We start from the raw sequence: 23995 nt of genomic DNA on the forward strand, positions 1-23995 counted from the left end.
ACGGCTATGGAAGAACTAGATAAAAATTTGATCGAGCAGGAGATAAAAACGGAACCTAGTGCGGAAAATCCCTTTAGGTTGTTGGATCTAAAACTGACACCTGTTGAGAAGAAAGCGGCTGGGATCCCGGCGGTTTTGGCAGTATTCAGTGATTTATTTGAGGAGAAAGCTGTAGTACGTGCAGGTCGGGCCTTGTTTAAAATGAATCAGATGGATGGTTTTGACTGTCCGAGCTGTGCTTGGCCGGATCCTGATGATGAGCGTTCGGTTCTAGGTGAATATTGCGAGAATGGTGCAAAAGCTTTGGCAGAGGAAGCTACAAGTAAGCGTGTTACTCCCCAGTTTTTTAAGGAAAATTCTGTCGCTGATCTTGCCCAATTGGATGATTACCAAATAGGGAAGATGGGCAGATTAACCGACCCGATGTTTTTGCCAGAAGGGGCAACCCATTATCAACCCATCAGTTGGGATGATGCTTTTAAAAAGATCGCATCCCATTTAAATGCACTGGAATCACCTGATCAAGCGGCGTTTTATACCTCGGGAAGAACCAGTAACGAGGCATCTTTTGTCTACCAATTATTTGCCAAGGAATTTGGAACCAATAACATGCCTGACTGTTCTAATATGTGCCATGAAACTTCAGGTTCTGCCTTAAGGCCTACGATCGGTATTGGTAAAGGGACAGTGACCTTAGAAGATTTTTATGACACGGATGTTATTGTCATCATTGGACAAAATCCAGGGACGAATGCGCCTCGAATGATGAGTGCATTGGCAAAAGGGAAAAAGAATGGAGCAAAGATCATTGCCATCAATCCATTACCTGAAGCCGGTCTAATGGGATTTGTAGATCCTCAGAGTGTGATGGGCGTTTTGGAAGGTGGAGTTAAGCTAGCTGATCTTTATTTACCTGTTAAGATCAATGGAGATATGGCCCTTCTGAAGGCAATCGAAATGCTCTTGATTGATTTTGAAAAGAAGAATCCAGGTTCGGTATTCGATGAACAATTTATTGAAAATAAAACTGTTGGTTATGATGAGTTCTTGCAACAGTTCAAAGATTATGATCTGGATGAGTTAGCTAAAGAAGCTGCTGTTGACAAGGATCTGATCTATGAAGCTGCAGCAATGATTGCTTTCAAGAAACGAATTATTATCAGCTGGGGAATGGGGCTGACCCAACAACCTAATGGTGTAGACATGATTCGTGAAATCCTGAATATCTTGCTGTTGAAAGGAAGTATCGGTATTCCCGGAGCTGGAGTTTGTCCGGTACGCGGACATAGCAATGTACAAGGGAATAGGACGATGTTGATCGATGAAAAGCCTTCCAATGAACAATTGGATAGAATTGAGAATTTCTACGGATTTCAGGTGCCTAGAAAGCATGGTTATGATGTAGTGCGCGCCATTAAAGCGATGCATGAAGAAAAAATAAAATTTATGTTCTGTATGGGTGGGAATTTCCTTTCCGCTACACCTGATACAACTTATACTGCAAATGCCTTGCGCAAACTTAATCTTTTGGTCTGTGTGTCTACCAAACTTAATAGGGGGCATTTGGTACATGGGAAAGAGGCTTTGATCCTGCCGACTTATGGACGAAGCGATAAGGATATTGTAAATGGCGTTCTTCAGATTATTTCTACCGAAAACTCTATGGGTGTCGTTCAACAGTCCAAGGGAATGTTGGATGCGGTCTCAGATAACTTGATCAATGAGACACAGATTGTTTGCAGAATGGCTATGGAGACCTTAGGTAATCGTTCTGTGGTGAATTGGAAACGATATCATGACAGTTACGATGCAGTCAGGGATGATATAGAACAATGTATTCCGGGCTTTGATAATTACAATGTACGCGTTCGGGAAAAAGGAGGGTTTTACTTACCTAATGAGGCGCGCGATAAACAATATTTCGCTAAGAAATTAGAGGGTAGGGCACCATTTACTTTAACTGAGATTCCAGATAATACCTTGGCCGATGATGAATATATGATGGCAACCACTAGGACACATGATCAGTTCAATACGACAATTTATGGATTGGATGATCGTTATCGTGGCATTAAAAATGAGCGCCGGGTTATTTTTATGAACCAGAAGGATATTGATAAAGCAGGCCTCAAAGCCGGAGATAAAGTGGATCTTTATAATTTTGATGATGGTATTGAGCGTGTTGCCCCATTATTTATCATCGTATCTTATCAGATTCCTGAAAAGAATACGGTAACCTATTTCCCAGAGACCAATGTGCTAGTTTCCGTGAATAACGTGGTTAAAGAGAGTAATATGCCAGCATCAAAATATGTGAAAATCAAAATTAAGCCACATGATCCAGCAGTTTACAAAAAGGTAGATCAAATGTTGTATCAAGGTGCTATTCAAAGGCCATAGTTGGGGAACATAATAAAAGGAAATAAATTGGAGAGAAGCTAGGATTAAGGCTACCTTTGGGAAGAGAAATTCTTGCTAAATCCAAGTGCAGGAATGATCCTTAGAATTTCGAAACGCTGATTTAATTCTGCTAAGATTTAAAATAATATGATTATTAGAAAGAAAGAGCATTGGTTCAAGATGCTTTTTGTTTGGCATGGTTCGGTATTACCTGCATTGGTACCCAGACTATTGTTACTTTTGGTCTTTTCTGTTTTGGTTGCCTATTTCCATGGAACCGTATTGGATTTCAAAGTTCCCTTAAATCCAGCTCCATTGACTTTATTTGGTTTTGTTTTGGCCCTTTTCCTGGGATTCCGAAACAATGCAAGCTATGACCGTTTTTGGGAAGGTAGAAAATTGTGGGGGTCTTTGTTGAATACCTCCAGGGCTTTGGCTAGGCAGGTCATGACCTTAAATAATGGCGAGAAAAACCAGGAATTCGTTGTTGGATTTATCCGTTTGATCAGTGCCTTTGTTTTTGCATTAAAGCATCAGCTTCGAGGAACCGATTCCAAGGAGGATATGGAGAAAAGGTTGGATCCAGAAAGTTATGAGCTCGTTATGGCTTCCAAGTATAAGCCTGTAACCATTATGCGGATGATGGCTGAGCAGCTGCAAGGAGCAAAAATGGAGGGGAGAATGGATTCCATTCAACAAGCTAGAATGGATGAAAACCTCGATAAGCTTTCTGATATCCTAGGAGGCTGTGAACGAATTATCTCTACACCTTTGCCCTATAGTTACAGCGTCTTATTACATCGGACGGTTTATATATATTGTGCCATGCTGCCTTTTGGCTTAGTGGACTCCTTGGGTTGGTTTATGCCTTTAATCGTGGTATTTATCGCTTATACTTTTGTGGCATTTGAGGCCATAGCGGATGAAATCGAAGAACCTTTTGGCGCAGAAGCGAATGATTTGGCACTCAATAGCATGAGTGAAATGATTGAAGAAACCATTGAGGAGCTAGTAGGCATACCCAATACAAGGAAGCCAAAGCCGTATCAAGAAATTATTGACTAATTACAGGCCTAGTAGACCGTTTTTTAGGGAGTAGACTTTTAAATCTGGATAAGCTTTCTTGATAACACGTGCAGCTATTTTACTTCTTTTTCCCGACATACAATAGAGAATAACTTTAGCATTGATAGTTGCAAATTCCTCTAGATGTTGATGCAAGTCGTTCAATGGAAGGTTTTTTCCGCCAATATTAAATTCTTCGTGCTCATCTGGTTCTCTTACATCGTACAGGACAAATTTTTCGGGATGGAGCTCATATTCTTCTAAAGCAATGGTTGGATTGCTTTCCTGTAGAGCCTTGATCTGAATATTTGATTTTTTTAGTTTAATGATCCTTGATATGCCTGTTGATGTATCCATGATCCATAATTTTCCAGCTAGGATATCCTGCATGCCAGTGAGGTACTTTATGGCTTCATTGGCTTGCATACAACCCACAATTCCAGCTAAGCTGGGTATGACACCGCCTTCTTTACAATTTGGAACTGCTGTGTTTTCAATATCATGGAAAACATCCCTATAATTGCTGGAATAGGTTCCATCCGGAAGTTTAGCATTCCAAATACTTACCTGTCCTTCATATTGGTAAATTGCGCCATAAACCAAAGGCTTTCCAGCTAGTACAGAGGCGTCATTGATTAGGCATTTGCTTTCTAGGTTATCGGTTCCTTCCAAGATCAAGTCGTATTCATTGATTAGGTCCATGATATTATTGGAGGTCAAGCGGATTGGGTAGGAGATAATATTGATCTCAGGGTTCTGCATTTTAAGTTGCTCTGCTGCAACTTCTACTTTCCAATTACCGATATCTTGTGGTCCATATAGGACCTGCCGGTGTAAATTGGATAGAGAAATGAGGTCATCATCAACCAATCCTAAGGTTCCAATACCGGAGGCAGCGAGATATTGGGCTGCAGGGCAACCCAAACCGCCCATTCCGACAATTAGGACTTTGGCATTTTGGAGCAATTGCTGCCCTTTGTTACCAAATCCGGGTAAAGCAATTTGACATTGATATCTTTCGAAATTAGGATCCATCTATAGTTTTTTTTTGTTCTTGAAGTGTTTTATCTGCTATTTCTGCATCCTCAGGACTGTTCACATTCATTAAAGCATCAGGATTATTAGGGTCTAAAATCAGGCAATCCGAATGGATCAGGACTTTCCTGGGGCAGGTAATCCCATTTGCTAGGAAACTCAGCAATAAAGGATAGCTTTTTGGCTCCCAAATCGTTATTAAAGGTTCTGGATGGCCATCAAATGGACTTTTATAGGTTGTCGCTATTTGATCAGGATCTCGGTTTTGCAGGAGTTTAGCCAAAGAATCTTTATCCAATAGAGGGAGGTCACAGGCAACAACCAACCAGGCTTTGTCGCGATGGGCATGGAAAGCAGAGAGGATCCCTCCGAAAGGACCCATATTCAGAAAGGTATCTGTCAAAGCCTGATAATTTGGATCAAAATCTTGCGTTTGATCTTCACGGCATGAGATAAAGACTTTTTCACAGTATTCTGCAAGCAAATCAGCTGCAAAATATCTTTGTTCCTTTCCGTGCCAATGGATTTGATCTTTTGGTTTACCCATTCTACGGCTTTTACCACCTGCGAGTACCAGTCCATAGATTTCAGCAACGCTATTCTGATCTTTTGAAGTCATTTTTTCCTCCTGTTTTTTCCATCAGTTTAATTTCCTTGATGATGATATCATGGCTCAATGCCTTGCACATATCATAAATGGTCAATGCAGCAATGGAAACTGCTGTCATGGCCTCCATCTCCACCCCAGTTTTTGCTTCTACCTCGGCAGTGGCATAGATATCAAGGGAATTTGAATTGAATTTTATTTCAACCTCACAATTTTCCAAACCAATAGGATGGCATAAAGGAATGAGTTCGCCTGTTTTTTTTGCCCCCATAATCCCCGCAATAATCGCGGTATGGATAATGGAACCTTTAGCAGTATTGAAGTTCTCAGCAGTCAGTTTTTGCATCATCATTTCAGGTAGTTCAATACTTGCTTTGGCTACAGCGTGTCGTTGGGATACCTTTTTGTCCATGATATTGACGATACTGGGTTGCTGGTTTTTATTGATATGTGAAAATTCTGTCATCCTTTACGATTTATTTATAGGTCCATACTTGGTAAACTTCACCCTTATTAAAACTGTTTTTTTCTAAGGGAAGTTCAATAAAAGCATCTGTTTCGGCGAGATGGGAAAAGTCTCCAGATCCATTGCTATCCACAGATGCAGCCGTTAATTGTCCTTGTTGATTGACCCTCAGTTTAACTTGGGCAAAATACTGTAAGGGTGCCTGGAATTGAATGTCATTCTGTAAAATGGCAAATAGGGGAGCTTTCTTTATTCTCAATGAGGATTCCAACCAAGGAATGAGGTAGCGATGTAAGCACATAAAAACGGAAACTGGATTGCCCGGAAAGGCAAAGAGCAATTTGTTCTCTACGGACTTTCCAAACCATAATGGTTTTCCGGGTCTTTGCTTGATTTTATGGAAAAGCTGTTTTATACCCAAATTATTACACACCTGCGGTAAATAATCAAATTTCCCCATCGATACGCCGCCAGTTATGACCAGCACATCGTATTGAATTAAGAGCTCAGAAAGTTTTGCCTTGATTTCATCGAAATGATCGTTGAGATGGAATGTGTCTGCTGAAATTTGATATTTGCTCAATGCAGTTTGTATGCTGATGCCATTGGAGCGTCTTAATTGATAAGGATTGGGAACGGATTCAGCACTGACCATTTCATCGCCCGTGGAAATGATAGCTACTTTGGGTAATTTCTTGACCTGGATCTTGATTTTTCCAATTGAAGCAGCAATTCCAATAATTGCCGGACTGACGATTTGGTTGGCCGGAACCAAAATATCACCCTGTCTTTTATCCTTAGCTTTGAGGTGGATATTTTGACTTTTGCTAACCTCAGTTTGTAGGCTTGCATATCCATCCTTCATAATGACATCTTCATATCGAATCAAGGTATCCAAGGAAGGATCTAGGGCAGCTCCAGTCATGATTTCAACACAGCTATCGATGGAATCGATCGGAATAGGTTGTTCACCGGCAGCTTGAACGCCTTGGATCTTAAACCTATTATTTCCATTCTCCAGTCCCTTGTAATTGATAGCAATCCCATCAACGGTCGATCGATCAAAGGGCGGTAAATCGCGGTCTGCCAGCAGATCCTCAGCAAGCACTCTGCCTAAGGCATGCTGTATGGAAATGGTTTCCAGCCCAAACTCTCTTATTTCTGAGAGGATAATTTTTTCAGCCTGTTCTACGGTAATCATTTCCATTTTTACCCTCCAATAGTTGCCATAGATTGATGAATTGCATTCGGATCAGAACTGATTTTTTCAGCTTCCCAACCATCTTTAGGTTTATGATGAATGGATTGAATGATTATCTGCTTGAGTTCCTCATCAGATTTGCCCGATCGGAGTACGTCTTTTAAATTTATGCCTCCACCTTCATATAGACAGGTTTTTAGTATACCTAATGGGCTGACGCGAGCGCGATTGCAATTGCCGCAAAAGCTCCGTGAATAGGCTGCGATGATGCCAAATTCACCCTTAAATCCTGGGATTTTATAATTATAGGAGGTCGAACTTTTAGGGTCGTCCAGTTTTTGGATGTCTCCAAAATGTTCTTGGATATGCTCGTATATTTTGTGATAGTTCCATTTTAGAGAAATCTCTTTATTATCACCATTGAAAGGCATTTCTTCAATGAATCTGACCGCAATAGGCAAGTTCTTGCCTAAGTTGACCAATGGAATAATGTCCTCAATATTTTGACCGTCCATCACTACGCAATTGATTTTTACTTGAATATTGTGAGATAGGAGGCTCTCCATGGTTTTCATGACCTGCTGAAATTCCTTCCTACGGGTAATTTTGAAGAATCTATCCTCGTCCAAGGTATCCAAACTAAGGTTGACCGATTTGATTCCAAGAGCTTTTAATTCAGGGATAAAGGGTTCGGTCAGGATTCCATTGGTTGTTATGCTTACTTCTTTGAGCTTGTTTATTTGGGATATTCTTTGGATCAATTCCATGCAGTTTTTCCTTACAAAAGGTTCACCACCAGTGATTCGGATCTTATCTACGCCAAGTTGTGTAAAGATGCTGCAAAGCCGGATTATTTCATCATCCGTCATCAATTCTTTTTGCTTGATCCAATGTAGACCATTTTCGGGCATACAGTAGGTGCAACGAAGATTACATCGGTCAACAACAGCTAGTCGCAAATAATTAATAGTCCGCCCAAATTTATCCTTCAACATATCCTTCATAGATGTCCTATACCAAATATACTTAATGTTTTATTAGGAATTAAGGCAATTTGGAGACAGATTGAGGAAATAAATATCCTTTGGTTAATTTTATTTATTGTAAAGAGTGAAAAATGGAATGTCTACCAATAAAGAAACATTGAAGCGAGAGACCGAAACATTCTTTTCTGTGACGGCAGCTTCTCCATTTCCAATCTTTATGGTTCTAAGATTTGGAATATAATTATAATGAGCGCCAAGGGTAATTGGCGATTTTTTAAAGTTATAATAGAGCCCTATTCCAGGGGCTAGGAAATGTTCAAATTTTAAGTTGGAAAAGAAGGTGGTGTCATTGTTCAAGCGTACATTGACTAGGGTTCCTAGATCAATGATGCTGGCAAATACAGTGAAATTTTTATTAAAATTGATCGATACGCCAATGGGTGCCGCTAATCCGATATTGGTCTTTGCTTGGTTTTCGGAACCATAGGCTATCTCGTTTCCGGCAGTTAGACCAACATATCCATTTAAACTGACATTAAAATTGCTGTTTCTTTTGATAGAACTTCCACCAATGGGCAGGGCATAGGCTTCCAGCAATTGTTCCATGTCCTTATCATCTTTTGTTTCCGCAAGTTGGACCATAAAGATCAGGGATCTACGGTAAGTAGTTACTTGTTCCTCGGGCAGATAATTAATCATTTGTTTCAAAATGGTTATCAAGGCTTTTTGGTAATCGCGTTTGACTAAGGAAGAAGCAAAATCTTGGTAATTGGAAAATTGGATTAAATATTCGGAACTATACGGGAGGATTTCTAATTCATCACCTGTTTTTATTAGGGTAGAAATTGAGGTTTGCAACATATTCAACAGTTGAAGTCCTTGTTCAACATTTAGATTAAAGTTGTTTTTCTTCAAAAAAACTGCAGCGGAGTTGAGATCTTCAAAATAGGTTATTAATTGGTTGATTTTCTTTAAATTTTCATCTTGGTTATCAGATGGAATGAATGGTTTTAATTGTTCCATTAATAATCCAAAAAAGAATTTGCCGACTTTTTGCCCACTCGTTGGAGATTTTAATTTATGGATATCAACCCAAGTCCCTTCACTTCCATCAATGTCGCGTAGAGCTTCGGAAAATAGATGGTTTAGTGTGATTGCTTTGGTAATCGTAGCATTATAGTAGGTTTCTTTGTCCAGCCTACTAAACATTCCAGGCAGTGTTAATCCTGTTCCTAAATCGGAGTGAATATTAGCAGCGATTTTTAAAATATCAGCTCCTTCATCAGGTATTCTGGGGAAGACATTTTTAACCTCTTTAGCTATCCGGTAATGAATCTTTTCCAGATCATTGTCTACGACCTGTCTCAAAAAAACAAGGTCAGCGCTATAGTAATTATTGCTATACTGTAAGCTGCAAATCTCCTTATATGTATCAGGTAGCAAGGCATTGAAAATTTTTGCGTCCTTTTCCTTGATCTGATTAAAAAGTCGGTTCAAACCAAAGTGAATAGTTTCTTGTTTGAAACGGTTTGCCATAAAAGTTGAAAGACCGTTTATTGCCGCCGCTTCCCATCCGAACCCCAGTGCATTGGCAGGATTCACTGCTTCGGGAAGGTTTGCTTTTTTTGTTCCAGTTGAACCTCCAATATTTGAACCTTTGTTTAAGTTAAATTTATCTACAGTAGGTAAATAGCCTTTTGTATAGTCTATCAATTCAGCTAATAATTTGTTCTGAGTCGATTCTGAAGCATTTATGTCAACGTTGTATTTTATTAAGATACCTTTGATTTCGTTTGAAATCAAAGAAAAGTCAGTTGCCAATGGATCATTGAATTTCTGTTCCAATTCAGCAAGATATACGGCATCTGCATAGGTAGGTTGAATATTGGGCTGTAATTTATTTGCGGTTTTATTTTGTCCAAATGAAAGCATTGGAAGAATCAGGAAAAGAAAGAGGGGCCATTTCATATTCAGGAATAATTAGGTATTGGCAATTATAGCTTGCCATTAGTGTAAGTGATAGTAATAATTGGTTGTTGGTTTGCAATACACAAAGTGTATTTTAACCTATTCTAAAATACAGGAATAAATAGTGGATGGAAATACCTATTGGTAGGTATTTTTAGAGAAAATATTGGGATAAAAGAGGATTTAAAGAGCTATCCAATCATTAAGGTATAAAGGAATCTGCCCAATCCGCCAAAAATAAGGGCTAGACAGAATGAAACTATCCCAAGTATGTTTTTCTTTGTTTCGATAAATTTCAAATCTGCCTCTTGGTATCCATTGAAGCGTTTGGCAATTTCTACCCCTACTGTTCCATCATAAAAGCCAACCATTCCTGATAAAAAAAGAACGGTATTGGCCGTTGCGAACATCGATAAAAAAAAGCCACTCAGAAAATAAGTAGCAAATGAAAAGATGATGAAATATGCGTAATTGAATTTGAATTTGTTAGCGATTATTGGACCTAAAGTATCAATGATGGATACGGAAAGAAGAGCCAGCACAAAGATGATTACAATTTGGATACTCATATTATCAGTTTTGATAAAGTATAAAAATAAGATAATCTGAAATGTAATAAAAAGTTAATTAACAATTTATTATGTTGAGAATGAACTATTTTTTTTAAAATTGATTTGACAAAGCGACAATTTAGAACCTATTCACAAAGATAAATTATGTTGAAGGTTGAGAATTTAAAGAAAGTATTTGGAAGAAAAGTAGTCGTTCAAATTGAATCTTTGGAATTTGAAAAGGGTATTTATTGGATTCGTGGTGAAAATGGAAGTGGAAAAAGTACTTTCTTGAAATCTTTAGCGGGCTTGTTTTCGTTTCAAGGGGAAATTTCATATAAAAACTATTCTTTAAAAAAATCCCCGAAAGATTATCTTAAATATGTTAGTTTTTCAGAGACAGAACCCATATTTCCCGGCTTCCTAACAGGTACTCAGCTTCTCCAATTCTTTATGCATTGTAAAGGTGATGAATACACTAATATTGAGGAATTGCTATTGGAATTTGATATGACCAATTACATGGATCATTTGCCAATTTCAAGCTATTCTAGTGGCATGTTGAAAAAGCTCTCATTAGTTTTGGCATTTGTTGGAAAGCCTGAGGTTTTGCTTTTGGATGAACCGTACATCACACTTGATCAAAAGTCTATTGATGTATTGAATAAGCAGTTAATAATTCAAGCAGGATTGGGAAATACAATCATTTTAACTTCGCATCTTGATCACCTACCTTTTGAAGTCAGGGAAATCCTATTCAAGATAAATCCTTAAAGATGCGGCTATGGGTAATGTGCTAATACAGATTTTCGTCCGTGGGTTTTATAAGAAATATGCCAAGCTCTTTTTTATTGTTTTTTGTCTTATTGCAAGTTATTTCCTTTTTATTCAAATCGCAGGAGTTTTTTTAGAACATAATAGAGATTTTTGGACATTATTCCTTGCCTTGCAATTTGCAACAGAACCTTTGTTTATTCTAATTTTTTGGATTATTTCTTTTCTCTTCATTACTCTCGTTTTTAGATTTATTAGTTCAGAGATCCAGACCCAAAAATTAGAATTTCTTAAGTATACCTTTTTCGTGTTGGATAGGAAGGAAAGAATAAAAAGTTGGCTGAGGATATTTAGCTTAATCAATTTACCAATTTTAATTTATGGATTGTTTTCTCTTTTAGTAGGTTATGTTTTACTTGGAAAACTTACTGGTTTTTGGTCTATTCTATATATCCTGTTGCTAAATTTTATTATGATTTATTGGATTGATTTCAATAGGTTCAATATCAAGAATCATAATAGAATAGCTGCATTTTATTCATCAATTAACCCAAAGGAATATTATTGGATATTCAACTTAATAAATCAATTGAAGACTAACTTAACCCTATTCGTAGGGACGAAGGTAGTATGTATCATTTCCATTGTTGTAATTGTCAAATACTTTGGAATTGCAGTAGAGGGATTCACTTGGAATGTGTTGATATTTCTTTCCCTCATTGTAGCTTTATTGAATTCAATATTAATATATCAAAATGTGGTCTTTGAAGGAAGTAAAATGAAGTTTATCTTAACTTTCCCATTTTCTAGACCGCAAAAGTTTTTCAATTCCTTTCCTTATTATATAATATTGATTTTACCTGAGGGGATCTTAACAATTTATTTTTTTGATTTCGGTAAATTCCTGGTAGTCCTGATTTCCTTATTGATCTTTATTTTATTTATTAAATCAGCCATGATGGCAATAGGAAAGCAGCCTCTAAAGGTTATTAAAATATTGTCACTGTTTTTCTTTGTTTCGTTTATTTTGCTCCTCTATAAAGGCCAATTAATTGTGGTAATACTTTCATTTGGATTTTCTTATTTTCTTTATTTGAGGAATTACAGGTTAGAAAAATTTGATAGTATTTCATAGATTGGAAATAATAAAGCAAACAGACCAATTGGCCTGTTTGCTTCTTTGAAACTTTGTTTATTACTATGAGAAGCCTATCCTAGATAGGTTGAATCATACATTGATTTATCGCCAGATCAGATTCGCACTACAAGGTACTCCTGCATAATCTGCATCTGGTTGTTTGAGCCAAATAGCACCGCTATCCTTCTTTTCCAGATCATACATTTTTCCATCGGCAGGAATGATAACGATGTATCCATACTTGCCACCTACAGATGCCACCCATGATCCATCTGCATAGTCATGGTCGCTCCAAGGTGTACCACCTTTACTTGCACCTGTAAAAGCTATGTACTTGCCGTCAGGGGAGAAGGTAGGTCTATGTTCGCCATCATAGCTTACCACTTCTGACAATTCGCTGGTAGTGATCTGCTTCATGTCGCTGCCATCAATATTGCACATCCACAAATGCCTATCCTTACGGAATGCCAGTTTTGTGCCTTGCGGATTGACAGTAACCGAACTAATACCTTGTTGGGAAAATACATTAGGAGCGGTCTTAAAGCCATCTGCTGCTGAACTCTTAAAAACTGAGTTGCCAACCCTGAAAAAGACCGTATTATCAGCAGTCCAGACTGGGATACCATAGTTCAGAAAACTTACACCCTTCACATACCATGAATTGATAAAATTTCCATTTGTAGCGTCAATGATCGTAATTGGCATATCTGCAAAATGTTGGGCATCTAAAACCAGGTATTTTTCATTTGGGGAAATATGGGCATCAGTAATTTCAATATCATCGGCTTCATAGGTGATATCAAAAACGTTTTTTCCATCCTGTAAGGAACTATAGTCCATTTTTGCCCCTTTATCGCGAAGCACAAATCTTCTTTCCGTAAAATTAAAGGCACCTTCAACATCCATCGTCAGCAGGGTCTTTTTGTTGTCCCAACTGATATCATAACTATCATACCTAGAATTACCAGGGCCAATACCTATCCATTTGTCATTATATTTTCCTGAGCCAAAATCCATATAGCCCACTTCGCCAGCAAAATACCAATACAAACTACCAGGCAGGTATTTTATTGCTTTGCCATCAGCACCCATGATGTCATCTTTGCTGCAAGCTGAGATGGAAAGTATTATTCCAATTAATAGAGGAAAGATTGTTTTTATCGTTCTCATAAACCTGGATTTATATTTTTTCTTTGTTAGCATTTTTCTTTTTGACGATTTCTAAAGCTTAATACAAAGTTAAATCCAGCCCATTTTTATAGCAATACTATAAATTGACTAAAACCTTCTACTAGTTTTTAAGTAGTTTTAATTATTAGCGTAACATTTTTGATAAAATCCACGTATCTTAATGCATACTTATGCCTGTCGTTCGAGCCTATATTGTCGCCATATTTCTGCTGCTACTCCATATTATGGCCAGTGGACAGGAACTTCCAGCTCTAGAATCGAAACTCAACCAAGCTAAAACCAAAGAAGAGAAATTTAATGCCTTGGTCAAACTTTCGGACTATTGGTCCTATCGGGATACAGCAAAAGCCTTTGAAACCTTAAGACAAGCACAGCCTTTGATCGAAGGGAAGGACTTCTTGCAAGGAATCTATCTTTTTTATGAAGCTGGAATATACTATGGGTATGACAATCCAAGAAGTCAAAAGCTCTACCTAGAGGCGGAAGAATTCCTAAAGAAAATAGACCGGCCTACTGCCTATGGTTATCGGGCAAGATTGTGGCATAATTACGGGTCGCTGGAGCAACAGGCTGATAATGATAAGTCATTTTTGGATATCACATTGACCTATAGTATTCCATTTGCCATAAAATCAGGGGATAACGATCTGCTATTGAGTTATTTTACGGATGTAGGATTGGTATTTTATAACAATAAAGAATATCAGAAAGCTTTAGATTATTTTGAAAAGGCAGTTTCATTGGTCCGAACCCCTGAACAAGAATCAGCAAACCTATTATTTGCCTATCTCAATATGTTTGATTTGTTCTATTCGATGAAGGAAATAGAAAAAGGAGATAGGGTTTTGAGTAAGGCCGAGAGCTTGCTGAATAAGTTGGAGGATAAGAAGTTTGCCGCTGTATATTATAAGAATAAAGCGAGGTCACAGATCCATAAGAAAAATTACAAAGAGGCATTAAGGAGTATTGAGAAAGGGCTGGAATGGGCAAAGGAATATAACTCGTATTGGGATTTCTATTATTTAAAGTATGAAAAGGTTGTTGTATATAATTTGATCGAAAATTATCAGGCGGCAAAGATTGAACTTGAAGAGTTATTAAAAGATCCAAGAGGGACAGTGATGACCAAGAACCGATTAGGTTTGATGAGTGATCTTGCGGAAATGGAGGCGAAATTGGGTAATATGGGGGCTGCATACCAACTAATCCGCAAGCATAAACAGATGAGTGATAGTCTGAGTTCATTGGACTTCAAAAAGCAAATGGCTGAGCTGGAGACTCGGTATAGGACAAAGGAAAAGGAGCAAGAGATCGTACTTCTCGAAAATCGCAATTTATTGAACAGGGCTATCCTGATCGGAGGGCTGCTATTGACCAGTATTTTTGGGCTCTGGATTTGGTATGCATGGAACGTCCGGAAAAGGCGGAATATGAAGGATACCCTTCTTCTCAAACAACAACGTGAAATTGATGTGGCTAAGGCCTTGGTCGATGGGGAGGAACAGGAGCGAAAGCGTCTGGCTAGAGAACTTCATGATGGCCTATTGGGTAGAGTTACAGGGCTAAAGATGAATGTGGAACGGATTGCTAGGGATTCTGAACAAAAGGATTAGCCCATTGTAGTCAATGAACTGGAAACTGTTATCGTCGATTTACGGCATACAGCACAAAATTTGGAACCGTCAGTCCTGAAGAGGAATGGGCTGGATGAAGCAATCCGACATTTCTGTCGGTCCATGCAATCCGGCAGTACTCCAATATCCTATTATGGGCAGGGATTGGAGGAAATAAAAGATAAGAACCTTCAATTATCTATTTATAGAATTGTGCAAGAACTTATTACCAATGCCGTTCGGCATGCTGATGCAAAAAAAATATTGCTGCAATGTTCCGTAGAAAATGCTTACCTCATGATTGAAGTGGAAGATAATGGGAAGGGCTTTATGCCTGACAGTATAGAGAGAAACATGGGATTGGATAATCTAGAATCCCGAGTAAAATCTATTGGGGGGATATTGAAGATCGATTCCCAACCTGCTGAAGGAACGCATATTATTATTGAATGTCAATTGTAAATTATGATTAGAACCGTTATTTGTGATGATCATCCTTTGATTACCCAAGGATTGACTAGTTATCTTGCCACACACGATACTATTGAAATTGTTGCCTCTACTTCCAGTGCTAGTGAGTTGCGGAATTTAATCTCAAAGGTTGAAGTTGATGTGCTCTTGTTGGACATTCAATTGCCAGATGGGAATGGAGTTGACCTGTGCACGGAGTTCAAGGAAGTCCATCCTGATCTGCAAGTTTTGGCTTTAAGTAATTTGGATGATAGGAATGTTATCCTTAGGATGCTGAACGCTGGGGCTTCAGGGTATTTGCTCAAAAGTGCTGCGATGGATGAAATTGTAAAAGCCATTAACCATATCCATGAGGGTGGAGTTTATCTGGATCAGAATGCACAAAAAAGTTTGGGTAGCTCGAAGGTCAACTTAGCGGAGGAATTCCCGCCAATTACCCGACGGGAAAGGGAGGTGATAAAATATCTTTCTGAGGGCTTGAGTTCAGTTCAGATCGCTGAAATCATGTTTGTCAGTCCATTTACGGTAGATACGCATCGTAGAAATCTAATGCAAAAATTCAATGTGAATAAGACGGTCAATCTGCTGCAAAAGATTAAGGATTTGGGATTGGATGAATGAGAATAATGGTAATTAGGTTGAATGGTTGAAACCCCCTAGAAGGGGTGAAATATTTTGCTACGAATCTCCATTACGACAATAAAACAATAAAAAATAGTTCTCTCATCTTACGATTCGGGATGAACTGCAATCCTTAAAAAAATAAAAAATAGATTCTTCGCTGCACTCTGAATCCCTCTCAGGTATATCCAATTCTGAACGATTAGTGAAGAATCTGTACGTAAATGCCCACTACATTTTGTCATCCTAAATCGAAGATTTAGGACCTGTACGCTAATACAAAAATAGTTTGTATTGTTCCGAGATCCTTCCTGCGTCAGGATGACCCTATGGTTGTTAACGTGGTTTGAAGACCTGTACGCTAATACAAAAATAGTTTGTTTAATTCCGAGATCCTTCCTGCGTCAGGATGACCCCATAGTTGTTAACGTGGTTTGAAGGATTGTACGCCAGTACAAAAATGGTTTGTATTGTTCCGAGATCCTTCCTGCGTACCAATGACACGTTTGTTAAATCTGTGTTTCTAGGTATTTAGACCTATATTTCCTTTCCAGAAGAATATTTTTTATCCGCCATACATCCCCAGCGGGGGATGAATTATTTTAGCATGGATGGTAAACAATATAGGGCTAATGCTAAACCGATGTTCGATTAATCGAACATCGGTTTAGCGCGACTTCCAAGCTATCGTGCCATGTCTGCTAAAATAATGGAACCCCAAAAGGGGTTTTATATTTAAAAAACAAAAGATCTAATTGATTTTCATTGCCAACATGCTGTCATCACCTTCCGATAAATTTAGCTCAAATTTTTCCTGCGTCAGGATGACCCCATGGTTGTTAACGTGGTTGAAGAACTGTACGCCAATACAAAAATGGTTAGGATGAGTTCATGGTTATGAACTTAGTTTGAAGAACTTGCAATAATTATTTTTCTATAAAACATTTTTGAAAACCCAACGTTTTGATTATAAAATTTAATCACAAAATTATTAAAATTTCTTTTCGATTTAAGTATTATGTCAAATCCATCTGTTCAAAGAAGCCCAATCGGCAGCTACAAATCTGTAGAAATAGAATTAGTAACTTGGGATGCCTCCATGGCTGAGGTAGCTTTAAGCTGTGCCTGTTTATTTACTCATGAGATAAACCAAAAGCAACCTGTTGGCGGTCTTTTGCATCTAAATGCTGCAATGGGCGGATTGCTTTTTTCATTAAGGGATCAGAAAGCTTTTTCCGGAAATTACTTGGATACTTTATTGATTGACCAGAATCTTGGGAAGATCAAAGCTGAAAGATTGCTCATTATTGGTTTGGGGAGACCGGAGGATTGGTCTGGACAAACCAGTGCCGATGCGGTGAGTGTAGCGGCTAAGCTAGCCTATCAACTTCACCTAGATAGTGTAGCTATTGCTCCGAGTGTTTTAGATACAGGGATTGAGCCGAATGCTGATTTTTCCTTGCAGATGCTTGCCTCACTCAAGGAACGAATCGATAGACAGGAAGAGTACCATCAGCTTGGTTTGGTGAAAGCTCCATCGATCAAGAAATGGGTGTTTGATGCTGGGTATACAGGTTTTGATGCAAAGGCAGACAAATTCAGGGAAAACTTTCAAAAGTTAATGAACCACTATCAATAGATCAAATATGTCCAAGAAAATAATTAAAGCCGAAGAATTGCATATCACAGATGCAGAATGTAACTCTCGATTGATCATTTCAATTGAAAATGGCTTTCCTTCCATTAAACTTCAAAATCCGAATCCTGAATTCCCATCTGCAGTGTTGGAGCTGGACAGCAAAGGGACCCATATCAAATTCACCCATCCAAAAGGAAACAGCAGTTATTTCTTCCTTAACAATGAAGGAAGCTCTGGTTTGGTCATGATCAATGAAAAAGGGGAGAGGAGCTATGAAAAAATTGTTGATGATAAAGGTTAGGATATGAATTTAAGAGATTTTTGGTTTAGTTCCTGGAGGTCGCAAGCCGACGCATTATGTCTTTTTAACTAAAAGCAGGGGTTTTATATTACCAGTTTTCGGGTATTGGATTAGGTTTCTTTAGGGGGTAATTTTGATTTATTCAATCAAAACTTTCTTTACCAGAAGATTTAATAATTCAATATGAAAAGAGATAATAAATTAAAATCATTTTTTGCCATTTGCTTTTTGCTTGTGGGCATGAGCTTTTTGTTTGCTAGCTGTTCAAAGGATGAAAACAATCCTGAGCAAGATTCAGGAAGCATTGATGAGGTGGTAGGAACCTTCAAAGGAACCATTGATATTGTCGGTGGAGAGAAAAAATTTAATGAATTGGTAGAAATTACCAAGGTAAGCAACAATAAGGTGAAGATTACTGCAAAAAACACAGGGCTGAATCTTCCAGTGAAGGAGGTACAAGTGTACAATAATTCAGGAAGAGGGGTGCTGACTGAAGCGTCTGAACCACAAGGGGTTTTGGTGTATACCACATCCAACAAGGCACTGTCTTTTGTGACCAAGGTAACAGCTGAAGGGGAAGAGATGTACAGTTTTGAAGGAACAAAACAGTAAAAGACTTTAGCTCTTAATTTTTCCCTATTAAGACAAAAAATGCGAAGTTTTCACTTCGCATTTTTTCAAATAATAGATATGGATATATAAAAAAACTGCACTATAATTCATGGATTTTCTTCATGACTCTTTCTGTAAAAGGATTGCAATAGCAGAGATTAAATTCAAATAGTTCTTCAGGGGAATAAGTTTTTTCGATTTCAGTCCTCAACATCGCTTTTGCCCGATTTAAACGCACCTTTACGTTTGCTTCGCTGATGTCAAGCAGGGAAGAGGTTTCAGCAACATTCAAACCATTGATTTCTCGCAAGGAGAAAACCATCCTATACTCTTCAGGAATTCTCAAGAGCGAAGCTTCGATAATTTTCCCCAATTCGTGGCTGAAGATCTCTTTTTGCACATCGTTGTTTGAGTTGTTGAACATAGGCATTACATTTTCGTTGATAATCTCATTGACAGTTTCTTTTTTGAAACTGAACTTCATTTTCTTCCTATAGCAGTTGTTGAGCATGATCCTGATGATCCAGGTCTTGAAACTTGAGCCATGCTTAAATTGGGTCAAGCATTTAAACGCATCAATGTAGGTGTCCTGCATCAGGTCTTGGGTATCTTCATGGTTGTAGTTGTACGATCGTCCGATTTTATAGAGGTAGGAATTAAACCGCCTTACGATAATTTCATAAAGCGGTTTCTCACCATTCAAAATCCGATCGATGATTTCAACCTCTGTTAATTGCTCAAATTGTTCTTTTATCATTGTCCGACAATTTTTGCTAATCTAGCCATTGATAATGCAGCAATCGCCATCACCAAATCCCGCACTGCTACATCCACATAATTAAATCCGACTAATAAGGAAAGGGCGATCAGTGTTAGCCATGCTGCTACGATATAACCCCCAATTTCCGGTTTCTTAAATACGATTAAACCAGCTACAATTTCAATTATCCCTACAACCATCATAAAAACCCCTGCTGAAACGGGAAGAAGATCAGCAATCGATGGATTGACATACTGTTCCCAATTTGTAAGTAAGTTAGTGAATTTGTCAGCACCTGCCACAATTGGAACAACGACAAAGACATATTTCAATAAATTGAATGTTGAATTCAGTGACTGATTTTTGATTGTATTTTCCATGTTTTTACCTTTTTAATTCGTTTGTATTTATTTAGGGTAAATGACATCTGGAAAGGTTACAAGGAATTTGAAAAAAATTAAAAACCCCTTCAGTGGGACTTAAATCTGTCTTCTAAGCTCAGTTTAATTTTATATATCCGTAGGATTGTTTGATGATATTCAGCTTCCTGCCTGGGAAATATCGACATAATTGCTGTAAAGAATTTAATGGCTTCTTGGAGCATGGCATCAATAAATTGTTCTGCCTTCATATTGATCGATTTATTTCCAATAACCAACTGAACTCTGTCCTTAATAATTTTTATGGAAACCGGCAGGGGCTGGCTTGGAAATGAAAAACTGCTTTCATCCTGTATGGTCAATTCCTCAAAGGAATTGATAAAGTAATGCCATAGATCTTCAATATCGTCCCAAAAGGTGAAATCCATAATCGTTTCTCCGTTGAATTTCATAAGCAGTACACCATCAATATAGTGACGGTCCATTTTATCTGGATCTAATAGGGCGCTATCATCCAGCGATATAAATTGGCTGGTATCTATATGATTGATATCGCGAATCTTATATTTCTTGTCCTTTATGATGTAGGTGCTGAGTTCTAGGCTTTCCATTATTCTCCTTGGTATTCTTTTTTCAATAAAGAATATAAAGTAAGGTCCAAATATTTTTGGTTTACAAATTCTGCTTCACGCAATACTCCTTCTTTCTGAAAGTTTAGCTTTTGAGGGATGGCTTGACTTTTAAGGTTTTCGACCGCGGCTTTGATTTCAATTCTATTTAAATTTAGATCTTCAAAAGCATAGGCAATCAATCTTTTGCAGGATTTGATTACAATCCCTTTTCCATTTTGATCTTTATCGATCCAATAACCAATGGCAGCAACCTTATTCGGATGGTTGATATGATGTAAACCAATTCGACCAACCGCCGCACTTTGATAAAGAATGGTAAAACTATGTTCATAATTTTCCTCGTTTTTAATTATGGCATTGAGGATATAGGCTTTAAAATCTTGCTCCTTGACCATAACTTCCACCCATGGGAGAAACTCGGATAGAAAGGATCTATTGGATTGTATAATCTGAAACAACTCTGAAACATAAGCAGTGGAAGTTCTTTCCAGTGCAATATTTTCATCGACAATTAATTTCATTTTGGTATCTGTTTAACTGGTTCCTTTGTCCTCAAACTCGTGCTGGTTTAATCGTTATGTTTTTAATCCTTGTTTGAGAGCGGATTCAAAGTTAGATTTTATTTTATTCAATATCAACGAAATATATCGAGGGTTAATACTTGCCATAGGACAAGTGTTTCTTTTTCAAGATGGACTAACTTTGATAGACACTAATAAATTAATTATCATGGACACAGCAAAATCAGCACAATTGAATGTCATTATTCCTGCTTATAGAATGCATACGCAGACCTTTATCAATGTTCTGGACGGTATTTCAGAAAAAGACGCACTGAAGAGAATTGAAAATAGGACTAACCATTTGGTTTGGATGGCTGGAAATTATGTGAATGTTCGCTATAGTATGGGCAATATTTTAGGTATAAAAGAAGAAGATCCGTATCAAGATTTATTTTATATGGGGAAGACATTGGATGAAAAGAAGGAATATCCAACCTTAAAGCAGTTGCTTGATAATTTCCACAAGATTTCACCTCAAGTTTACCAAGCCCTGTTGAATGACGATGATGCAACCTTGGCAGAGGTATTTGAAATGGGTATGCAGGTGCCTTTTATTAAAGAGGATAAATTAAACTTTATAGGCATGTGCATAGGTCGAGAAGACTATTTGTGCGGACAGATGGCTTTGATGCGTAGAATTTTGGATTATCCCGGAATGAAATATGATGTGGATAATAGTATTGCATATTAATTAGAACTAACCTAATTCTGGTAAATCAATTGGCAATATTCTTCAATAGTTAATAAAAGGTTAATGTTTTGGAAATATGCTCTTTAGGAGTTATTTTTAGTTAACTAATTATTATACCATGAAGAATATTGCCATTTTCTTTTTTGTCCTATTTGCCCAGTTGGCTTTTGCGCAAAAATTTCCCGTCCATTATAAGATTGTACAGACGAATGTCAATGATGATAGTTCTACGCAAATGACATTGTACGTTTCTGTTCATGAATCAAGAAATGCGAATAAACAAAAACAATTGGAATTGAGTTTGGATGGAATAGAGGAAATTGATCTAAAGGATCAATCGGTAAATTTCTCCACTTTTAAAACCGACAAACTAAGTGATGAGTTGGGCATTTCATCCAATTATAGAAACTTCATAATTTCCTATATAAATTACCCATTAAATACTAAGGATAATATTCTTGTCCAAGATACTGCGGCATTCAATCAAAAGTTGAGGAAAATTATAGATGAATTTAATTTAGTCTTGACGAAAGATGAAGTTTTTTTAATCAATAATGAATATAATAACCTTTTTCACAATGTCTACTTCAATGACTTTGCTAATGTAAAACCGGAACAATTAAAGCAGTCTGAATTTCAATTGGGAAACCAAATTTATAAAATAAAGGAAAGAAATAGGAGGTCTTGGTTAGTTGAAAGAACAAATAGCAAAGACAGTCTGATTACTTCTGAAATCAGATTTGATCCTAAATCAAAATATATAATAGAAAAAACATTAAAAATTGAAGGGTCATCTACTTCTGAGGGGAAAACTTTTAACAGTAGGCAAATAACTGAAGTTACTAGAGATGAAGGGGCGAAAGTAGAAAAGCTTGATCTCCAATTTAGTAATATGCTTCTGAAAGGTAGTTATAGAAGTAGGTATTTCAAAAACAATCAGGATGTTGATAGTGTAAAATTTGCACAATACATCAGTGATTATGGAAAGGAATTTGGTTCTGATCCTAATTATTTAAAAATAATATTACCCACCTACCAGACTATGGAGGATTACGATAGTTATAATCAATTGCTCATGCAAGTTCCTTCAAAAATCCTAGCCAATACCTATCACCTCTCTAATAAGGTTGGGATTGACGAATTGAACATGGAAGATTTCCTGGAAACTACGACTTTGCTTTCAGACGATAGACTTTATGATTTTTTACAATCGGGCTTATCACAAGGAATCAAATCAAACACCCAAAATGAAATGGACCGCATGGACGCCATTTTCACGAAACTTACTGATCGTGAGAAGCGTTTTATTCGTCCTATGAAAGTCTGGGCAACTTATAAGGAATCATCAGATAATCAAGCGATCCAAAAGGGTATCGATGAATTGTTCGCAATGGATGATGCTGAATGGAAGGATGGGAATGCTGGGAGATATATTATTTTGTTGACTCAAAAACAATTTACCAATGGCAGAACTGATCTTGAGGATTACAAGAAACTCGAAAAAAGGTTGGCTTTTCTTGCTGAAGATAAAGCTAAAGATAAAGGACTTATCAATAAGGCTCATCTAGCTTTTGTTAATTTTTCGATGTTTGAAGCGTTAAAGAATAAGGATTCAGAATTGGGATGGAAGTACTTGAAAAACGCGTATGATTTATCGCCAAAAGGGAATGTTGATTATGAGTATCAAAGCTACTACGACAACTTTTTTACGGGCTCTAAGAAAGACTATTCCGAGGATTATCTTGCCGAATTAAGTAAGCGTTCTGGAAAGGATACTGTTCTAAAAGAGTATATTTCTGAATTTACCAAAGCTCCGGCAAAGAGTTTCGCCATGTTGAAGCAATTTTATCATGAGAACTATGATAAAGCTGGATTTTCAAATTTCTTGAAAGCTGATGTTTTCCCAAAACTTGAAAATGCACCGGCATTTTTGCTGAAAGATTTGGGGGGAAAGGAAGTTGCACCTTCTCATTTTGCCGGCAAATGGACCTTTATCGACTTCTGGGGAACCTGGTGTGGTCCATGTGTTGCTGAGCTTCCAGAATTTAATTCGCTCTATGAAAAGAAATATGCCTTTATGGAGGATAAATTAAAGATCTTGACGATCTCTTGTTATGATCAAGAGGCTGATCTTAAAAACTTTATCAGTAAGAATAAATACAGCTTTCCTGTATTGATATCAGATGGAAAAGTTCAGAGTGATTACAAGATTGAAGGCTATCCAACAAAGGTGCTGATTAGTCCTGAAGGAAAAATGATTCTAATTGCGTTTGATCAAGATTGGAAAAGTTTAGTGGAGGAATTTGTAAGCCTATAAAAAGGATATTGTT

General features: G+C 37.5%; 23 protein-coding genes. 11 read left to right on the forward strand and 12 right to left on the reverse strand.

Annotated features, from left to right (window positions below; translation table 11 throughout):
- The first annotated feature begins 6 nt into the window (after positions 1-6).
- Complete coding sequence (locus tag CKW03_RS07005; RefSeq protein WP_093095312.1) at positions 7-2400, forward strand: FdhF/YdeP family oxidoreductase; 2394 nt, start codon at positions 7-9, stop codon at positions 2398-2400.
- 147 nt (positions 2401-2547) lie between these two features.
- Positions 2548-3465: a bestrophin family protein gene (locus CKW03_RS07010; protein ID WP_093095314.1), complete on the forward strand. Its 918-nt coding sequence runs from the start codon at positions 2548-2550 to the stop codon at positions 3463-3465.
- Here the strand turns inward: CKW03_RS07010 and CKW03_RS07015 are convergent, their stop codons facing one another.
- The 7 genes from CKW03_RS07015 to CKW03_RS07045 all read right to left on the reverse strand — a co-directional run bounded on the left by CKW03_RS07015 (position 3466) and on the right by CKW03_RS07045 (position 10297).
- Positions 3466-4500 (reverse strand): HesA/MoeB/ThiF family protein, encoded by a 1035-nt coding sequence (locus CKW03_RS07015; RefSeq protein WP_093095316.1) that lies wholly within the window; start codon positions 4498-4500, stop codon positions 3466-3468.
- Entirely contained in the window at positions 4490-5119 is a 630-nt protein-coding gene (locus tag CKW03_RS07020; protein WP_093095318.1) for an NTP transferase domain-containing protein, read from the reverse strand. The genes CKW03_RS07015 and CKW03_RS07020 overlap by 11 nt, the downstream gene beginning before the upstream one ends.
- Positions 5097-5573, reverse strand: coding sequence for a cyclic pyranopterin monophosphate synthase MoaC (gene moaC, locus CKW03_RS07025; protein WP_093095320.1), 477 nt, complete (start codon positions 5571-5573; stop codon positions 5097-5099). The genes CKW03_RS07020 and moaC overlap by 23 nt, the downstream gene beginning before the upstream one ends.
- A gap of 10 nt (positions 5574-5583) precedes the next feature.
- Entirely contained in the window at positions 5584-6780 is a 1197-nt protein-coding gene (locus CKW03_RS07030; protein WP_093095323.1) for a molybdopterin molybdotransferase MoeA, read from the reverse strand.
- A 2-nt stretch (positions 6781-6782) separates the two neighbouring features.
- Entirely contained in the window at positions 6783-7778 is a 996-nt protein-coding gene (gene moaA / locus CKW03_RS07035; protein WP_307724209.1) for a GTP 3',8-cyclase MoaA, read from the reverse strand.
- 90 nt (positions 7779-7868) lie between these two features.
- Positions 7869-9728, reverse strand: a complete 1860-nt coding sequence (locus CKW03_RS07040; protein ID WP_095067860.1) for a hypothetical protein — start codon at positions 9726-9728, stop codon at positions 7869-7871.
- A 191-nt stretch (positions 9729-9919) separates the two neighbouring features.
- Entirely contained in the window at positions 9920-10297 is a 378-nt protein-coding gene (locus CKW03_RS07045; RefSeq protein WP_093095326.1) for a hypothetical protein, read from the reverse strand.
- A 147-nt stretch (positions 10298-10444) separates the two neighbouring features.
- Here CKW03_RS07045 and CKW03_RS07050 point away from each other — a divergent pair, with 147 nt between their 5' ends.
- Positions 10445-11053 carry an ABC transporter ATP-binding protein gene (locus CKW03_RS07050; protein ID WP_093095328.1) on the forward strand — a complete coding sequence of 203 codons (609 nt, stop codon included), beginning with the start codon at positions 10445-10447 and terminating at the stop codon, positions 11051-11053.
- 1240 nt (positions 11054-12293) lie between these two features.
- Here the strand turns inward: CKW03_RS07050 and CKW03_RS07060 are convergent.
- Positions 12294-13361 carry a TolB family protein gene (locus CKW03_RS07060; RefSeq protein WP_157739419.1) on the reverse strand — a complete coding sequence of 356 codons (1068 nt, stop codon included), beginning with the start codon at positions 13359-13361 and terminating at the stop codon, positions 12294-12296.
- 191 nt (positions 13362-13552) lie between these two features.
- Here CKW03_RS07060 and CKW03_RS07065 point away from each other — a divergent pair, with 191 nt between their 5' ends.
- The 6 genes from CKW03_RS07065 (at position 13553) to CKW03_RS07090 (ending at position 18639) form a co-directional block, all read left to right on the forward strand.
- Complete coding sequence (locus CKW03_RS07065; RefSeq protein ID WP_093095335.1) at positions 13553-14995, forward strand: ATP-binding protein; 1443 nt, start codon at positions 13553-13555, stop codon at positions 14993-14995.
- A 60-nt stretch (positions 14996-15055) separates the two neighbouring features.
- Positions 15056-15457 (forward strand): sensor histidine kinase, encoded by a 402-nt coding sequence (locus CKW03_RS20575; protein ID WP_139185406.1) that lies wholly within the window; start codon positions 15056-15058, stop codon positions 15455-15457.
- Positions 15458-15460: 3 nt separating this feature from the next.
- Entirely contained in the window at positions 15461-16087 is a 627-nt protein-coding gene (locus CKW03_RS07075; RefSeq protein WP_093095340.1) for a response regulator, read from the forward strand.
- Between the two features lie 1018 nt (positions 16088-17105).
- Complete coding sequence (locus CKW03_RS07080) at positions 17106-17726, forward strand: M17 family peptidase N-terminal domain-containing protein (RefSeq protein ID WP_093095342.1); 621 nt, start codon at positions 17106-17108, stop codon at positions 17724-17726.
- 7 nt (positions 17727-17733) lie between these two features.
- Positions 17734-18027 carry a hypothetical protein gene (locus CKW03_RS07085; protein WP_093095344.1) on the forward strand — a complete coding sequence of 98 codons (294 nt, stop codon included), beginning with the start codon at positions 17734-17736 and terminating at the stop codon, positions 18025-18027.
- Positions 18028-18210: 183 nt separating this feature from the next.
- The gene (locus tag CKW03_RS07090) at positions 18211-18639 is read left to right on the forward strand and encodes a hypothetical protein (protein WP_093095347.1); all 429 of its coding nucleotides are present in this window, start codon (positions 18211-18213) and stop codon (positions 18637-18639) included.
- 100 nt (positions 18640-18739) lie between these two features.
- Here the strand turns inward: CKW03_RS07090 and CKW03_RS07095 are convergent, their stop codons facing one another.
- From CKW03_RS07095 to CKW03_RS07110, 4 genes are all read right to left on the reverse strand, one after another.
- Positions 18740-19396, reverse strand: a complete 657-nt coding sequence (locus CKW03_RS07095; protein ID WP_093095349.1) for a sigma-70 family RNA polymerase sigma factor — start codon at positions 19394-19396, stop codon at positions 18740-18742.
- The gene (locus tag CKW03_RS07100; protein ID WP_093095351.1) at positions 19393-19779 is read right to left on the reverse strand and encodes a hypothetical protein; all 387 of its coding nucleotides are present in this window, start codon (positions 19777-19779) and stop codon (positions 19393-19395) included. Before CKW03_RS07100 ends, CKW03_RS07095 begins: the two co-directional genes overlap by 4 nt.
- Before the next feature lie 89 nt (positions 19780-19868).
- Entirely contained in the window at positions 19869-20390 is a 522-nt protein-coding gene (locus CKW03_RS07105; RefSeq protein WP_093095354.1) for a hypothetical protein, read from the reverse strand.
- Positions 20390-20932, reverse strand: a complete 543-nt coding sequence (locus CKW03_RS07110; protein ID WP_093095355.1) for a GNAT family N-acetyltransferase — start codon at positions 20930-20932, stop codon at positions 20390-20392. The genes CKW03_RS07105 and CKW03_RS07110 overlap by 1 nt, the downstream gene beginning before the upstream one ends.
- A 208-nt stretch (positions 20933-21140) precedes the next feature.
- Here CKW03_RS07110 and CKW03_RS07115 point away from each other — a divergent pair, with 208 nt between their 5' ends.
- Both CKW03_RS07115 and CKW03_RS07120 read left to right on the forward strand, forming a co-directional pair.
- On the forward strand, positions 21141-21665 hold the full coding sequence (locus tag CKW03_RS07115; RefSeq protein WP_093095357.1) for a DinB family protein: 525 nt from the start codon (positions 21141-21143) through the stop codon (positions 21663-21665).
- Positions 21666-21783: 118 nt separating this feature from the next.
- A complete protein-coding gene (locus CKW03_RS07120) occupies positions 21784-23982 on the forward strand; it encodes a TlpA family protein disulfide reductase (protein WP_093095359.1) in 2199 nt (732 codons plus the stop codon).
- The last annotated feature ends 13 nt before the right edge of the window (positions 23983-23995 follow it).

This window comes from Sphingobacterium mizutaii (assembly GCF_900187125.1).
GTDB lineage: Bacteria > Bacteroidota > Bacteroidia > Sphingobacteriales > Sphingobacteriaceae > Sphingobacterium > Sphingobacterium mizutaii.

Coding starts and splice junctions, on each gene's coding strand:
- CKW03_RS07005 (WP_093095312.1), top strand. CDS start 7: ATGGAAGAACTAGATAAAAATTTGATCGAGCAGGAGATAAAAACGGAA.
- CKW03_RS07010 (WP_093095314.1), top strand. CDS start 2,548: ATGATTATTAGAAAGAAAGAGCATTGGTTCAAGATGCTTTTTGTTTGG.
- CKW03_RS07015 (WP_093095316.1), bottom strand. CDS start 4,500: ATGGATCCTAATTTCGAAAGATATCAATGTCAAATTGCTTTACCCGGA.
- CKW03_RS07020 (WP_093095318.1), bottom strand. CDS start 5,119: ATGACTTCAAAAGATCAGAATAGCGTTGCTGAAATCTATGGACTGGTA.
- moaC (WP_093095320.1), bottom strand. CDS start 5,573: ATGACAGAATTTTCACATATCAATAAAAACCAGCAACCCAGTATCGTC.
- CKW03_RS07030 (WP_093095323.1), bottom strand. CDS start 6,780: ATGGAAATGATTACCGTAGAACAGGCTGAAAAAATTATCCTCTCAGAA.
- moaA (WP_307724209.1), bottom strand. CDS start 7,778: ATGAAGGATATGTTGAAGGATAAATTTGGGCGGACTATTAATTATTTG.
- CKW03_RS07040 (WP_095067860.1), bottom strand. CDS start 9,728: ATGAAATGGCCCCTCTTTCTTTTCCTGATTCTTCCAATGCTTTCATTT.
- CKW03_RS07045 (WP_093095326.1), bottom strand. CDS start 10,297: ATGAGTATCCAAATTGTAATCATCTTTGTGCTGGCTCTTCTTTCCGTA.
- CKW03_RS07050 (WP_093095328.1), top strand. CDS start 10,445: ATGTTGAAGGTTGAGAATTTAAAGAAAGTATTTGGAAGAAAAGTAGTC.
- CKW03_RS07060 (WP_157739419.1), bottom strand. CDS start 13,361: ATGAGAACGATAAAAACAATCTTTCCTCTATTAATTGGAATAATACTT.
- CKW03_RS07065 (WP_093095335.1), top strand. CDS start 13,553: ATGCCTGTCGTTCGAGCCTATATTGTCGCCATATTTCTGCTGCTACTC.
- CKW03_RS07075 (WP_093095340.1), top strand. CDS start 15,461: ATGATTAGAACCGTTATTTGTGATGATCATCCTTTGATTACCCAAGGA.
- CKW03_RS07080 (WP_093095342.1), top strand. CDS start 17,106: ATGTCAAATCCATCTGTTCAAAGAAGCCCAATCGGCAGCTACAAATCT.
- CKW03_RS07085 (WP_093095344.1), top strand. CDS start 17,734: ATGTCCAAGAAAATAATTAAAGCCGAAGAATTGCATATCACAGATGCA.
- CKW03_RS07090 (WP_093095347.1), top strand. CDS start 18,211: ATGAAAAGAGATAATAAATTAAAATCATTTTTTGCCATTTGCTTTTTG.
- CKW03_RS07095 (WP_093095349.1), bottom strand. CDS start 19,396: ATGATAAAAGAACAATTTGAGCAATTAACAGAGGTTGAAATCATCGAT.
- CKW03_RS07100 (WP_093095351.1), bottom strand. CDS start 19,779: ATGGAAAATACAATCAAAAATCAGTCACTGAATTCAACATTCAATTTA.
- CKW03_RS07105 (WP_093095354.1), bottom strand. CDS start 20,390: ATGGAAAGCCTAGAACTCAGCACCTACATCATAAAGGACAAGAAATAT.
- CKW03_RS07110 (WP_093095355.1), bottom strand. CDS start 20,932: ATGAAATTAATTGTCGATGAAAATATTGCACTGGAAAGAACTTCCACT.
- CKW03_RS07115 (WP_093095357.1), top strand. CDS start 21,141: ATGGACACAGCAAAATCAGCACAATTGAATGTCATTATTCCTGCTTAT.
- CKW03_RS07120 (WP_093095359.1), top strand. CDS start 21,784: ATGAAGAATATTGCCATTTTCTTTTTTGTCCTATTTGCCCAGTTGGCT.